Source organism: Shewanella nanhaiensis, from assembly GCF_019457885.1.
In the GTDB taxonomy this organism is placed as follows: Bacteria; Pseudomonadota; Gammaproteobacteria; order Enterobacterales; family Shewanellaceae; genus Shewanella; species Shewanella nanhaiensis.
The window spans coordinates 125,629-140,913 of record NZ_JAHZST010000001.1 but is presented as its reverse complement, the minus strand read 5'-3'; the positions used below and the strand labels follow the sequence as shown (position 1 = coordinate 140,913).

The window sequence follows — 15,285 nt, the reverse complement described above, 5'->3', positions numbered from 1 at the left end:
CTTAAATGTCGTTAAGTTGTTCCAGTAAAGTAATGGTCAATGAGGTTGAGGTCGATTTTGTCGCACTTAAACTCTTGATTGATGGAGAATGGCTCGAGATTGAGGCCAGGCAGCTTGCCCTGCTTAAATTACTGATCAAACACCACGGCGAAGCTGTACCACGTAATTTGATCATGGATGAGATATGGCATGACACTATTGTCAGTGACAACTCTGTCTCTCAAGCCATTACTCAACTAAGAAAATCCCTTCAAGATGATAAAGGTACCCCTAGGTTTATTCGCACAGTCCCTAGGGTTGGCTATCAGCTGATTGCGACGATTGAAGAGGTTAAGGAACCCGAGAGTCTCGAAGGGTTAAGCGTGGTTAAACGTACCTCAAAATCGACCACTGCATTGATTGGTATCGCTTTGGGCATGGTGTTGATGTTCGGTTTATTTCAGTTGACCAAACCTAGTTTGTCACTGCCCACCTATGAATATGAAACTCGTTTGACCTCTGTTCCCGGTCCTGAGGGATTTTTGCGTTACTCTCCCGATGGACGCTATTTGGCTTTTAGTCAGATCTCAGACAATCGCAGTCAGATGGATCTGGTTGTTTATGACTCGCAAACAGAGACCATACATTCGATTAAAAGTACAGGGTACAGCGAAGAAGCCCCTGAATGGTCACCTGATAGTCAGTGGCTTATCTATTATCGCCATGATCCTCTCAGTTGTGATATCCGCATTATGTCAGTTTCTACCCCAGTAGAGACCTGGCGATTGAGCCCTGATAGGCACCTAGGAGATTGCGAACCAGGATATAGCAGGCAAAAGATGCATTGGGTTTCTGCCGATACCCTGTATCGCCGCAGGTGGCGAGATAATCAAGCCATATTGACTAAGATCAGCCTGTCCTATGATGATTCGCCTCAGATAGTTGAGCAGCGAGATCTACCTGAGTTCTCTCCTCTGCTGATGGATATTGATAAAGAGAGCTTGTTGATGTTACTGGTTGAAAAACGTCAAAACTGGTTTGAACTCAGGTTAGTTGATCTTGCAAATTTGACCAGTGAAGTGATTGACCGCAGTGAGCAAGATTATTGGGGGCTTAAGTGGCATAACGTTAATGAAAGCTTTTGGCTAGGTAATAATAGCTTACGCTTAATGTCACTCGATGGTGAGAGTGAAGTCGTGCATGATCCGATAGGCTTCATTCCTGATATCGACGTGAATCGAGTGACACAGCAACTGGCTTACTCTGAAGGGCAGGTTAATGTGAACCTGTATAATATCGACCTTCATCATCAATCGTTCAGTGGTGAGGTGAAAAGCCGCCAGGTCTCCTCATCAGCTCGCACTGATATATTACCAACCATGTCAAAAGAGGGAGATCAGATGGCGTTTGTCTCCTTTCAGCGTGGCGCTGCCGATGGATTGAGCCATGTGGAGATCTGGTTAAAGCATAAACATAAAAAAGCGGCCAGTCTACTCACTAATCTTGCAGAGAATATTAAGCCAGATTACCTATTATGGTCACCAAACGGAGAGAATATCCTCTTGGGTGACACAGAAGATAAACTCTACTTAATCAATACTTTTAGTCGACATATGGTGCCAATTGTTTCCGGCTATGAACAGCTTGATGCCGTGGTGTGGTCTGCAGATGGTAAACGTATCTACTTCTCTGCATTAGATGAAGGGGAGTGGCGGCCTTGGATGTATGATCTTCAGCTAGGCACATCTACACCAGTGGAGGAGACAGCTCAAGAGAAGGGCAAGGCACAGGATGTGTTGTTGAGTCATCTCAACCCCTCTTTTATCAATTACTCGGCTCAAATTGCTGATTTTTTGTCACTTAAACTTGCCCCTGAGCTTGGGCTTTATGATCTTCAGCCCTCCTTGAGCTTGTACCGCCCAGCTATCACAAAGCAGGGGATCTACTATGTGGTGAGGCAAGGCTTATTACTTAAGCTTTATTATTATGAGTTTGATACCAGCCATAACCGCTTGATAACTCATATTGGTAACCATGAGCAGGATTTTGCGTTGAGCTTAAGTGTTAGTGCATCGGATGACGGCAAACGGGTGGTTTACTCTAAAGTTGAAAATGTTGAGACAGATATTCTGCTACAGAGGAAGATGGAGTTAGATAAATAGATCAGTAAAAGTTAATCAGTGGCGTGAAGATTGGATTAGTTTAAGCTTTGAAGGTATTGACTGAGCTCTTGTGTGTACCAGCCTCTATCTTTGGCTTCCTTTAAGGCTTGTTGTGCCTTTTTTACCGCCAGAGCGTGTTGCCCTTGATGTTTAAAGATTTTTGCCTGAGCCAAGAGGAGATCTGGGTGAGAGTCATCCTGTTCCAAACCTAACTTAAGGTAGTGCAGAGAGCTGGTAAACTCTTTAGCATCAATACCTTGATTGACCAGATCCCGGATAGCTCTGAAGTGACCATTGTCGGCGGCAGCTTTCATCCATCGCTGGGACTTTTCCAGATCAAACTCCACATGCTGTCTATCTAAAAGCTCTCTGGCCAGTCGATATTGAGCATGAATAAACCCGCCTTGAGCCGCAAGTAAAATCCAATTTAAGCCTTTTTCACGGCTTGCTTGTGTATATTCTCCACGTAATAGGCTGGACCCTAAACGGTATTGTGAGTTGGAGTAACCATTACTGGCAGAGGAGAGCAGGAGCTGAGAGCCTGCATTGTCATCACTCCAATGAAACTTAAGCAGGCGTGTCGCATTGTGCTCATCGGCTATCATCCAATTAGCAATATAGTACTGGACAATGGCATTACCTTGTTCTGCACTGTCGATTAACTGGTTAATTTTCTTCTGGTATTCACGCTTTTGACTGGCAAAGCTCTCTTGGTAGCGTTTGCCTTTAAATGTGGTGAAGTGATAGATGAGTGAACGGTTACGGTAAATCTGAGCCTTGCCATTAACCCTGTAGGGCTCGTAGCGCCAGCGGCGAACTGCGTTATAGATGGCACGGTTAAAGGTGTTGTCGGGGAAGGAGTCTAAAATCTCAACATCTTTGACAGCTCCAGATTGGTCAATATCAAAATCTAGCCATACCCAGCCCTCTTGACCTTGCTCATAAGCCTCTTGGGGATATTTCGCATCTAAGGTATAGGTTCGCTTAGGCTGTTTATCATCATTGTATTGAATGGGACTGAAGACGGGCTGCAGATCACGACTGAAAATAGTGTAGCTAAATTTTTGATTTAATAGCTGGTAATCTCTATCGAGTCCCATTTGATCATCGACCTCTACCTCAATCAACCTAGCTGCAGAGCGTGCTTCGTCGACACCAAAGTCGGCAGCAAGTAGAAACCAGGAGTGGGCTGAGGTTAGGTTTTTTTCGACCCCTTGGCCGTGAAGGTACATCACGCCTATGTTAAAGATGGCGTCACGGTTACCTAGTTTGGCCAGTCGGTGAAACTCTTGGTAGGAGGAGAGATAGTTACCTTTATTGTACTCAAGTGTTGCCGACAACAAGTCCGCTCTGGAGTTTGAGGAGAAAACCAGCGATAAAAAAATGATAATTGAAAGGTAAAATTTCATCATCGTCGTAAGGCTATCGGCTATTCGTTGGTGCCATTGAGTTTTGGACCTGTTAATTACTGTTATAGCTCTAAGAACCTTAACAAAATAGTTGCTTTCTGTTTACTATTCTACTGTGTTTAATTAGTGAATGCTTGATTAATTTATAGCAACACGGGAGGTTTAGTGATTAGCTTAGAAAAAAACCACGAGTTTTAGACATGACCCTAAAACTCGTGTAACCAAGGAGATGGAAAGGGAGGTCCATTCCTTGGGGAGAGATTCCCCCTTGAAACAACTAAGGGGGATAAAAGTCGCAACTAGAAATTAAAACGTACTCCTGTGACAAATCGTCTGCCATCGGCGTAGAGGCCTGTTAGGGCTTGTTCTACCCCCTCTTGTTGATAGCTGAAGGTTTGCTCGTCTGTTAAGTTGATGGCTTCAAGCACTAGGGTGATATTGTCGGTAACTTGATAGCTAATGTTGGCATCGAGTTGACCATAGTCATCTATATAACCTGGCCATCCTAGACCTGTGTCATAGCCTGTGCGGTAGTTGTATGAGATCCGGCCACTGAAGTCCTCATTTTCATAATATGAGCTTAAGTTCACTGTGTGCTCTGAGTTACCTGGGATCGTGACATCATTACCTTCACCGTCTTTTGCTTCACCATCAACAAAGGTGTAGTTGGCAGAAACCCCAAAGTTTTCAAATAACTCCTGCTGATAACCCAGCTCTAGACCCATGATGGTTCCGCCATTTCCATTAATGGGGCGATTGACTAAGATCTCTGTATTTTCATGGATCTCCAGGTTGCCTTTTTGTTCAATAAAGGACTGAATATCTTTGTGAAATAGCATGGCAGAGAATATGCCTGCTTCATTGAAATACCACTCAACGCCAAGATCAAACTGTGTCGCTAGGTAAGGGTCGATATCTGGGTTACCGCCCGTGCCCGTTTGGGTTTCTAGGTTATAGGAGGTCGATGAGGTCATATCCACATAATTTGGACGCGACATGACGCGCGATGCACTCATTCTTAAGATAACATCATCATCAAGGTCGACAGCTAAGTTTAGACTTGGCAGAATTTCCAAATAATCTTTATCTGTTGTTGTCCAAACCCCTTGTCCCTCTTCACCGACAAACGCTGATGAGGATTGGTTGGTTTGCACGATACGTACCCCTATATTGCCTCGAAGGTATTCCACGTCGATATCGGCTTTAACGTAAGCGGCGTAGATCTTCTCGCCTATGTCGAAGGTACTCGCCTCTAAAGTTCGATAGTCCCAGCCTAGTGCGTCGCCTTCGCTACGAACCTTGTCTGAATCTGTTATAGCGTAATCTTTTAGGGTGCCGCTTGAGCCTTGATGTTCAAGGAAATCTGATGGCATAGGTAGGGAGTAATCAGCCAAGATCCAACCTAAATCTGTACGTGCTGTTGTGGTTTCTTTGGTATTGAAACGGGAGTGATCGCGATACTTGGCACCAAACTTTATCTTGCTAAAGATAGCGAGATCGATATCACGTTCAAAATCGGCCTGAATATAAAACTCATCATCTTTGGCATCGTTTCTGTCGTAGCGAAGGAAGTTAAGATCCCACTTACTGCCATCGGCGGGGTTGGCTCCATAGTGGGTTTTAACGTCCCGTGCAGAGGAGGCGTCGAAACTGTGTACGTAGTTACCACCCCAGCCAACACTTCGATCTGCTTGAGAACCACCCGTACCTTCGGTGTAGCCTAAATGAACGCTGGAGCTCCAGAGATCGCCAATATGATCGATTTTGAAATCGTAGGATTTAGTTTTTAATTTAGAGTTTCTGACCTTAGTTTCATCTAAGATATTATCACCTGTAGGTGATAAACCTATGGTGCCGCCAGTGAGCATGGTGCCCACTTCTGGATGCTCGATGAGATCGACAGAGGTGTATTGAGAGTCACCGTAACCAGGCAGCCAGAGGAAGTTTTGATTTTCATTATCAGCTTCTAGGGTCGAATCTAATGCATTAAATGTCATGTCTAAGTTCGACGTTGGACGGTATTGCAAGCTAAGATTGATGCCTGTGCGCACACGCTCTTGCTGGAACATGGCTGAGCCACCGCCACCAGGGCTGTAGACATCTTTATGGACAGTGCCATCTTCGAGAGTGATATCTCTGTCGGTCCAGCTCCATGATTCAATCCCATCACGTCTTAGGTTGCGTTCTTGACGAACTACAGAGATAAGCGCCCCGAAGGTTTCATCATAATTTTTCCAGCTGTACATGCCTGAAAGCTGAGGGTCAGTTTCACCAGATATCTCACTGTATTGAGCTAATGCAGAGCCTGCAAATTTGTTGGAGTCAAGTTCAAGTGGTTTACGGGTTCTGACGATGACAGTGCCACCAATTGAGCCTTCGTCAATATCCGCTTCTGGTGACTTATAGACCTCTAAGCCTGAAACTATCTCAGATGGCAACATGGTGTAGTTAAAACCACGATTTGCTGGAGAGTTAGTCCACCAATCCGCAGAGCCAACGGCTTGTCCATTTAATAGGGTTCTGTTTTGACTCTCTGTTGTACCACGTATACTGACTCGCTCACCTTCACCAAAGTTACGTGTGATGGAAACACCTGTGACACGTTGAAGCGATTCGGCGACATTTTGGTCGGGAAATTTTCCGATATCTTCAGAGGTCACCGCATCGACAACTGAATTAGAATAGCGTTTAGTGTTGAGGGATTTAACGACACTGCCGCGGATCCCGCGAACTTGAATCGTTTCTACTTCATCGGTATCAACGCTTGGTGTCGTATCACTCTGTTCAGCCGCAAAGCCGAGCATTGGCATAGAAACTGCGCCAACAAATAGTGCATGCTTAATTGCTGAATCTAGTAAGCTTCTTTTGTGGATCTTCATTATCTGCTCCATGTTCTTATAATTTTTCTCATATCAACATCTGATTTATTGGTTCATCACTTTGAATGAATCACCAAATTCATACTTGTGAGAGGTCATATTGAACTGGATTTTATGTCTGAAATTATTTTGTCCTAGTAAGGTAGTTAGGACTAAAAACCACTTTGATTTCACACAATCAATCACTGTTTTTGTCTTTGTTATAGTTATGTTTGAAACATGTATCTAAGGTTTCAATTTCATATAAGTAAACTTGGATTGAAGAGTCTTGAATCTAGGTGAAAAGTTGTGAAATCGAATAGGGTTTGTTGTATGCGATTAATATTTAATGGTTAATTTGTTTTGTTTTTTGAGTTACTAGGAAATGAGAATTCTTCATTTTCACGATTAATAGGGTAGATTTATTCTTGGGAGTTTAGTTTGTAGGGGAGTTTTCTGATTGACGGTTTGTATAACTAACACTCATTTGCTCTTTTCTCGGCACTAGAGATAAAAATAGTGTGGTGGGACTTTGCTTTCGCTATAGAACATCAAGCTTATTAACATTTAGACTGCATAACTAAAGTTTACTTGTCTGGGTTAGACAAGTTTAAGCTGCTGATGGTCAAAACAGCTAGAGTAAACACAGTTTCGGCCAGACTCTTTTGCTTGATACAGAGCATGATCTGCTTGATTCATTAAGGTATCTAAGTTGTCCATTGGACCCCATTTTGCGACCCCAATGGAGGTGGTTAGCTTAATCTGCTGGCCTTCAAACTCAACAACTAGGTCTTCGATGGCTTTACGCAACCTTTCTGAGAGGTTGATCGCGCCTTGAGGATCTTTGTTTTCCATTAAGGCCGCAAACTCCTCTCCCCCTAATCGAGAGACAACATCGATTGTGCGTATGGTTTCAGATAGGGAGTTGGCGACAGCAACTAGTACCGCATCACCTGCTGCATGGCCATAGGTGTCGTTTACTTTTTTAAAGTGATCGATATCTATCATCAACAGGTAAAGGTTAGTACCTGGTTGGCGGCTGGCTCTTGCTAAAAATCCATGGGCTGATTCGATAAAGGCTCGGCGGTTAGTCAATCCGGTTAAGATATCCACTCTGGCCTCTGTTTCCGCTTTCTCTTTTGCTTCGAGTAGCTGTTTTGTTTGCAGTTTAACCTGCTGAGATAGTTCGTTTGCGTAGTTTTCTAAGTGCTCCCTATGTGTTAGCTCTATCTTTAATTTTGCATGTTGCATATCCCTTAATCTGAGTACCATGATGGTCGTCAACAGAAATGCTTCAATAAAGCCACCTAGATAGATGAGCCACTGTAGCCAGAAGGAGTCGATTAAGTAGCCTCTTAATCGCAGAGAGGCGGTGAGCATGCCTAAAATGAATACCGCCCAACTAAAGGTGAAAAGGCCCGCGTGGGGAACCTCTTTTTTCCAAGCAAAGAGGCCAATCGGCACCAATAAAATATAGAGAAATGCGATGTTGTCGATGATCAATCTTGGGTAGTAGGGGTAACCAGACAGGTTAACAATGACGCCTACTATTGAGACCGCAATTGCGGCTAACAGGGCGTTATCTATCATTTTTGAGATCTGGCGAATATTCAGAAAACATCGGACAAACCAGATAGCCGCTATCTGACTTAAGCTTATCTGAAAAACAACCATCCAAAGTTGGTAGTTTTCTCGGGCAAAGAAGTAACCCCAAACACCACTTAAGGAAGCAAAAAGAGAGGCAATTGAGAAAGCAAAAATAGAGTAGTAGAGGAACATCTTATCCCGTGAGATAAAGAAGACCAGTAGGGTAGCGAAGCCCATAAATAGTTCAGTGCACAGCAAGATAACGAGGAAGGTCAGTTCGATATGAGTTGCAAGGTAGAAGCTGGCTTGATCCCATATCCTCATGGCGGTAAAGCTATGCATAGGAAACTCATCGCCAGGGAAGATTCTGACATAGACCTCATGGGATTCGAGATAGGGCAGACTAAGTTCAAAAGCTGGACGATAAAAGCTGACTTCTCGTGTCTCCACTGGTGCTGAAAAAGTAAAATTTGAGTGGGTAAACTCCTCATCTGAACCTAGTTTTCTATGGTAGACATCTATGCTGCCTACAGAAGATTCAACATACTCTAAGATAATATTGAAGTTAGTTTGGCTACTGTTTTTTAAGGTGAATTTCATCCAAGAGCTGGCGGAGGTAAAGCCTCGGTTGGTGATATTAGGTTCAGATTTTGTCCAGTTTGAGCTTGCGATAACATCACTCAGTGAGAGAGTATTCGTTTTATCAACGAGATAGTAGTAATCGTCTCCAGTTGTTTGGCCCTGATGATGCGTCGATACCTCTATAACCTCTGGTGAGGCGGCATGAAGAGTTGATGTATAAAGAAGGCCATAGAGAAAAAACATGATGCCTGTCAATAATGCACGCTTTGATATATGCCGTGAATTAATGGGAATTAGACGCAAGTTTCTCTCCTTGAAACCCTGCTCAACGACATTGCCAAAAGAGAATTGGCTAATATTCTATTGAGCTTTAAAGTTTCAGATCTATTTTAATCGTATCGAACTAGTTTAAAGGATTTACCTCCGTTAGTAAGTACAAATATCTTACAAATCATTAACTTTGATGTTATCTGTTGTTATTTTAAAATTCGGTGACAGTAAATATTTTCACTGTCACCGATTTGAGATTAACCTTTCGCATGAGCTCTTTGGATTAGATGCTTATGCTGTTAGGTACCATAGAGGGTAACTGGAAAGGGTAGGGAAATGGTCTGCTTTTGTTACGTTGATGAATAGTGAGCTCAATCTGATTTAGCTTCATTTGAAACTCTGTGACTAATGGGGAGACCTGAGGGTCTTTAAAATAGGACTTTCTCGGATCATCACTGTAATGGCCTAACTTATCGTACTGAACATTACTTAACAGGTAGCCAAACGTGGCTTGGTAAAGGGCAACATCCAAAGGAGGCAGATACTTGAGATAACTCTCCATTGTTAGCTCCTCAGAGCGAGCCGGTGCTTTGGCATAGAGAGTGCCTGAAACACTTGGAAGGTAACTCATCAAGGGCCATTGTGCATAATTAACAGACGCGTGTTGAGCGCTGGCAGTGTAGATTATCAAAGAGACAGCCTTGACCAGATAGTTAAAATCTTGAATTTGATAGGTCTGCTCACTGTTATCTGTTTTCACCAGTCCATGCATCCCTTTAATTGAGGCGCAGCGACCGTCAACCATCTCATTGACCCAGTTTTGTAGCTCGTAATCTTCAGTAACCTTGCTATCTCTTTCAAGTAGAGAGTCTCCTGTGTAATACAGTGCAAGGTATTGCTCTACAAACTCCTGAATAGACTCCCACAGGTCTAAAGTATCTTCTCTAAATGGGAAGTTAGGGAGTGATTGCTCACATACGCCTCTATGTTTAAAAAGAGCGTCTGGGAACTGCTCATCAAAGCGCCACTTTTCATGGGCATCTACAATCAGTTTTGCACTGCTCTCGTGGCTGGTGGACAGTACTGAAGCCACGACGCCGCCCGGTACAATTAAGCTATGAATTGCTCCATCATTTATCGGGAGTGTAAACCTGAAGTGAGGTTTAAGCAGTATCATCAAGGGGTGTGATTGTGCCAGCTGGCGGTTGGCTGCCACTATCATAGGCTCAATCGTTAAATGACAAGCCCCTAAGTGGGCAACGGTTTCATGTTGGATCGCGCTGGCGTTTTGCACAAAGGCCTTGGCTATTTGCCACTTAACTCCAAGTGGGTCTTGATTATTCATGCAATCATTTGGAGTGTAGATGGGGGCTAACTCTGTATCAAACTTTTGAGCGAGCTGGATACAAATTGGTTGCATTGCTCCAGTAGATGGATAACCCGCAGGTGGGATCTTATTCCAGAAAAATAGAGCGATAGGTGCGTGAGGATAACGTTGCTTATCATGAAGCTCACTGCCCTCTAAGCCTTCCATCATGGCATAGTCACAGACGTATAATAACCCCTGATCGGCGGCTTGAGAGAGAGTGAGCTCACTGTTACCTATGACTTGTTGAAAAACGGTGTCGGTTAGCGGCATCTTTTTCAACAGATCTGCTAATACGATGATCTCAGGGGAGTGACTATTGCTAAGCTGAACCCCTTTGAGGTTGGTGGTGTTAAATCCCGCTATCTGCATATAACCAAAGTACCAATCTTGCTGCCAGATCTCCTGCTTATCATCTTGGGGCATCCAGCTCTGTTTTTTTATGTTGATGAGATCAGGAGAGGGAAGTGTTTTAAATAGATCAAGGTAGTCCTGTGTGCTTGTTGCTGCTAGGTAGTCTCGACCATCATCGGTGGCAAGCATGTCGTACATGCTGTTTTTCAGAAATGCAGTGAAGCCCTCTTTTAGAAACTCCTTAAAAACTTCATCAAGACCTTTGACCATTTTAATGAGATCTTTTGGTAATCTAGCTACTCCTTGAATCGCTGATTCTAGCTCTTTAGGAACTTCGGCCAAGGCATGAATTAATTCGTTTAAATATTCTACTTCATGAATATATTTTTTTATTGAGCCTTCGCTCATTGCTGATTTTAATTTGTGATGTGCGACCTCAACAGCTTCTATAGAAGCACGCATGTTAGTAGGGAGATCATCAGAAAGCTCTTTTTCTACTAAGCTGATGATGACAGATTTAAAATTCTCAGCTAAAGGAAGGAAAACTTGTAAAACTTTATATTCGTAGCTTGGGTTAAACTCTTCGCTTTTAGGGACGCTTGCTGCAATAGGGATAGGTTCTAAATAGCTGAACATATAGTTGTAATCTGTTTTTGAAATTGAAATATCAAATTTTCTTTTTATTTTATCTTGCTCAGAGTTGAGTTGTGGCAATGATGGTTCTAATGAGGTATCTCTCATGCGCGTCCCTTGGTTGAGTTGGTACTGGGTAAAATGTCTAGATAAACATATGCTTGTATTTTTTATTTTGCTCATAATGCATAGTAATAATTGACTCGGCTAGTCATTTCCTACGTATATAATAAATGTTCTTACTTTTTATAATTTTTGTTAAGTCGATGAGTTTTATATAAAGGTATGTGTCAGTTCTTTATATTAACTAGCTCTGCAGATTGGGGTTTGTGTCTGTTTATTCGCCAATGAAAAGAGAGTTATTCTAAATGTAAGAAAAAGTAATTTTTTGCTTGTTTTTTGACCTCCCCTTTTTCTTAAAGACTTAATATCTGCTTCTATCAAGTTGAACTTTATTTTATTGCAGCCTATGTTTTTTCTATTTTCAGCAGTGGAAGAGAAGAAAGTTATCCAGTCGTTTAAATACAGATTAATAACCATGGCAGTTTATTGCTCAATGAAGTGTGTTTCCCATGGAAGTTTGATCAATATTAGTATGGACATTTTATTCTTGTGTTAATATGCTGCTGTTTTGTGTCGGTATATTAGCTTCAGGAGCTTTACTAGGGAGGGTGCTGGTCTTTGATTGCTTTGTGAACCATACTTTGAACTTAACGCCTCGAATCATTTTTCGTATCGAGAGTCGGAGGTTCTGCTTTAGGAAATAGGGTTTCAATTTATGATTGTCGAACAAGATATTTCAAATGTTCGTGTTGGCATGTATGTTCTGGACATTACCTATCCGAAAGGAAAGTTTCACTTAACCAAGGCCAGTTGGTTAGAGAGCGAAGGCGTTATTGAAAATTTAAGAAGTAAAGGGGTTTTGCGCGTTCTTATTGATACTAGCAAGACTAGAGAGGAGCCTTTGGCTGTTATGCCTCTGGTGATTGAAAGTTGCGTCCCCTCTTTTACTCAGCAGGTCGAAAAAGCCAGACAAATTTTTGATGAATCGAAAAGCATTCAAAAAAAGTTGTTTCATGCGGCAAAAAATGGATTTTCACTGGATCTCAACTCGGTTAGCAAGGTAACCGATGAGTCTATAGAGATCATTTTCAATAATCCTGATGCGCTATCTTGCGTGCTTAATATACGACATAAAGATGAGTACCTTTTAGAGCATTCTGTTGCAGTATCTGTGTTGATCACTATGTTTGCTTTTCATATGAAATTGGAGAGAGAGATTGTCAGCCAGTTAGCCATTGGGGCTTTTCTGCACGATGTGGGTAAGATCATGGTACCTGATGCCATTCTGAATAAGCCTGGAAAGTTGACTGACAAAGAGTTTGATATCATGAAAAGTCATGCTACTCACTCTATTAATACGATAAAGAAAACACCAGGTGTAAGCGCATTAAGTTTAGAAGTTGCGGCTCAGCATCATGAAAAGCTTAATGGTGAGGGATATCCTAACGGACTGAAGAGTAATGAGATCTCTATCTATGGACGTATGATCTCTATCTGCGACATCTTCGATGCATTGACATCGAGCCGTTGTTACAAAAAAGGCTACTCCCAAGTTAAGGCTTTCAGTATCTTAAGGGCGTTAGCCAAAGAGAATCAACTTGATGCTGATTTAGTTGATAGTTTCATTCAATGTCTTGGGGTTTATCCTGTTGGGGCAATAGTTCAGCTTGATTCAAACCGTTTAGCTATCGTTGAGAGTCATAATCTACAAAACCCAGTTCGTCCTAAGGTGAAAGCTTTCTACCGATTAGATCCAAAACAGTTTGAGATGGCACAAAATATTGATCTGGCCTCAATGGAGACTGAGCATATTGTTAAGTGCGTAAGAGCCGATGAGTTCGATCTTAATATGGAGCAAATAATTGAGTACTTAGCTCATGAAGGATAGTTCTAGCCTCATGGTCGTGGAGCTGAGCTCAAAAGAGATAAGCGCACATCGATAAATAAAATAGCGCCAAATGGCGCTATTTTTGTCTCACTTATGCTAAGTGGCGGCTTTCATCTTACGGGTAAACTCACCGAGTTGAGCGAGAAGCTCAGCTTCATCGTCTTTATTGGCTTCGATAATTTTAACCACCGCAGAACCTGAAATCGCGCCAGCAGCACCAGCTTGAATCGCTTCTTTAACCTGAGTGGGCTCGGCAATACCAAATCCCAGTAAGGGCGGCGCTGCGTTAAACTCCTTTAGCCTAGCTAGAATATCGCCAATCGGCATACCAGCTTTAGACTCAGTGCCAGTCACTCCTGCACGGGAGAGAAGGTAGGTATATCCTTCACCTTTTTCACTGACCAGCTTTAATGTGTCACTGTCTGCGTTGGGCGGGGCGATAAAGATTGGTGCAACTCCATGGGCTTTAGCCGATGTGATAAAAGGCTCTGCCTCTTCAACAGGGACATCGGCAATCAATACTGAGTCAACACCTGCCTCTTGAGCTTTAGCGTAAAAATTTTCGATACCATTGGCATAGACCAAATTTGCGTACAGAAGTAACCCTATGGGTAAATCTGGGTACTTAGCGCGAATAGTGCTGAGCATCTCAAAGCATTGACTTGGTGTTGTGCCAGCTGCGAGAGAGCGCAGGTTGGCTCCTTGAATAATCGGGCCATCGGCTAAAGGATCTGAGAAAGGAAAGCCTAACTCTAACGCATCGGCGCCGTTTTCAACTAAACAGTCGATGATCTTTAAAGATATTTCAGGGCTAGGATCGCCTAAGGTGACAAAAGGAACAAATGCACCCCGGTTTTTTTCCTCAAGTTTGGCAAAGGCTGCCTGATAATGGCCCGCTTGTTTAGATTCAGTCATTGCCTCTCTCCTCTGTTTGCTGGCCTGTTTGTGATTTCTCGCGCTCCTCTAAAATATCAGCAACGGTGAAGATATCTTTGTCGCCCCGACCCGATAAGTTAACCACAAGTATGGTTTCCTGTGTTGCAGCTTTTGCCATTTTGACGGCATAAGCGAGTGCATGGGCAGACTCTAACGCTGGGATGATCCCTTCACTTCGTGCTAGTAGCTGGAATGCTTCTAATGCTTCATCATCGGTGGCCGACTCATAGGTCGCGCGTCCTGTTGCAGCCAAATGGGCATGTTGTGGACCTACAGATGGGAAATCAAGGCCAGCTGAGATTGAGTAAGACTCCTCAATCTGCCCCTCTTTATCTTGCATCAAAGGCGCCTTCATACCGAAGAAGATACCGGTTTTACCATGCTTAAGTGGTGCGCCGTGCATGGGCGTGTCGATACCTAAACCCGCAGGTTCGACGCCAATTAATTTGACAGACTCTTCGTCAATAAAGTCGGCAAACATGCCGATGGCATTGGAGCCACCGCCGACACAGGCGATAACCGCATCGGGTAGACGACCTTCGCGCTCTATAATCTGCTTCTTCGTTTCAGCACCAATCATGCGCTGGAACTCGCGAACAATCGTCGGGAAAGGGTGTGGTCCCGCTGCGGTCCCCAGTAGATAATGGGCCTTGTCATAGCTACCGGACCAGTCGCGCATCGCCTCATTACAGGCATCTTTTAGGGTGGAGGAGCCTGATGTTACAGGGATCACTTCAGCCCCCATCAGCTTCATTCTGAACACATTAGGCGATTGACGCTCAACATCTTTTGCGCCCATGTAAACCTTACATTTTAGGTCTAGAAGCGCACAAGCAAGGGCGGTTGCAACGCCATGTTGACCTGCGCCAGTTTCGGCGATGATCTCTTTCTTACCCATACGTTTTGCAAGCAGCGCCTGACCTAACACTTGGTTTGTTTTATGAGCTCCACCATGAAGGAGGTCTTCACGCTTTAGGTAGATTTTCACTAAAGGGTTGGGGCTTAAGTTACGGGTCAAGGTGAGCGCCGTAGGGCGGCCAGCGTAATTTTTTAGCAGATCGCTAAATTCAGCTTTAAATGCTTCATCTTCCTGAGCGTCAACAAATGCTGTTTCAAGTTGCTTGAGTGCCGGCATTAAAATTTGAGGCACATACATGCCACCATATTCGCCGAAATAGGGGTCGAGCTTAGTCATTTT

The 15,285-nt window shown here is 43.3% G+C and carries 8 protein-coding genes; 2 read left to right on the top strand and 6 right to left on the bottom strand.

Going from position 1 to position 15,285, the window contains the following annotated elements; genetic code table 11:
- The first annotated feature begins 5 nt into the window (after positions 1–5).
- On the top strand, positions 6–2,141 hold the full coding sequence (locus tag K0625_RS00540) for a winged helix-turn-helix domain-containing protein (protein WP_220107876.1): 2,136 nt from the start codon (positions 6–8) through the stop codon (positions 2,139–2,141).
- Positions 2,142–2,176: 35 nt separating this feature from the next.
- On the opposite strand, the gene K0625_RS00535 is transcribed toward K0625_RS00540, so the two are convergent.
- From K0625_RS00535 to K0625_RS00520, 4 genes are all read right to left on the bottom strand, one after another.
- Positions 2,177–3,481, bottom strand: a complete 1,305-nt coding sequence (locus tag K0625_RS00535) for a TonB family protein (protein WP_232846860.1) — start codon at positions 3,479–3,481, stop codon at positions 2,177–2,179.
- A gap of 368 nt (positions 3,482–3,849) precedes the next feature.
- Positions 3,850–6,354: a TonB-dependent receptor gene (locus K0625_RS00530; protein ID WP_438944481.1), complete on the bottom strand. Its 2,505-nt coding sequence runs from the start codon at positions 6,352–6,354 to the stop codon at positions 3,850–3,852.
- A 654-nt stretch (positions 6,355–7,008) separates the two neighbouring features.
- Positions 7,009–8,880 (bottom strand): sensor domain-containing diguanylate cyclase, encoded by a 1,872-nt coding sequence (locus K0625_RS00525; RefSeq protein WP_220107873.1) that lies wholly within the window; start codon positions 8,878–8,880, stop codon positions 7,009–7,011.
- A gap of 250 nt (positions 8,881–9,130) precedes the next feature.
- Entirely contained in the window at positions 9,131–11,308 is a 2,178-nt protein-coding gene (locus tag K0625_RS00520; protein WP_220107872.1) for a lipoxygenase family protein, read from the bottom strand.
- 670 nt (positions 11,309–11,978) lie between these two features.
- Between K0625_RS00520 and K0625_RS00515 the strand changes: the two genes are divergently transcribed.
- On the top strand, positions 11,979–13,151 hold the full coding sequence (locus K0625_RS00515) for a cyclic di-GMP phosphodiesterase (RefSeq protein WP_220107871.1): 1,173 nt from the start codon (positions 11,979–11,981) through the stop codon (positions 13,149–13,151).
- Positions 13,152–13,247: 96 nt separating this feature from the next.
- Here K0625_RS00515 and trpA read toward each other — a convergent pair whose 3' ends face one another.
- Positions 13,248–14,066, bottom strand: coding sequence for a tryptophan synthase subunit alpha (gene trpA, locus K0625_RS00510; RefSeq protein WP_220107870.1), 819 nt, complete (start codon positions 14,064–14,066; stop codon positions 13,248–13,250).
- The gene (trpB, locus tag K0625_RS00505) at positions 14,059–15,282 is read right to left on the bottom strand and encodes a tryptophan synthase subunit beta (RefSeq protein WP_220107869.1); all 1,224 of its coding nucleotides are present in this window, start codon (positions 15,280–15,282) and stop codon (positions 14,059–14,061) included. The genes trpA and trpB overlap by 8 nt, the downstream gene beginning before the upstream one ends.
- Positions 15,283–15,285 lie beyond the last annotated feature (3 nt).

Excerpts from the sequence above, each read along its gene's own strand:
- K0625_RS00540 (WP_220107876.1), top strand. The coding sequence starts at position 6 with ATGTCGTTAAGTTGTTCCAGTAAAGTAATGGTCAATGAGGTTGAGGTC.
- K0625_RS00530 (WP_438944481.1), bottom strand. The coding sequence starts at position 6,354 with ATGCTCGGCTTTGCGGCTGAACAGAGTGATACGACACCAAGCGTTGAT.
- K0625_RS00520 (WP_220107872.1), bottom strand. The coding sequence starts at position 11,308 with ATGAGAGATACCTCATTAGAACCATCATTGCCACAACTCAACTCTGAG.
- K0625_RS00515 (WP_220107871.1), top strand. The coding sequence starts at position 11,979 with ATGATTGTCGAACAAGATATTTCAAATGTTCGTGTTGGCATGTATGTT.
- trpA (WP_220107870.1), bottom strand. The coding sequence starts at position 14,066 with ATGACTGAATCTAAACAAGCGGGCCATTATCAGGCAGCCTTTGCCAAA.
- trpB (WP_220107869.1), bottom strand. The coding sequence starts at position 15,282 with ATGACTAAGCTCGACCCCTATTTCGGCGAATATGGTGGCATGTATGTG.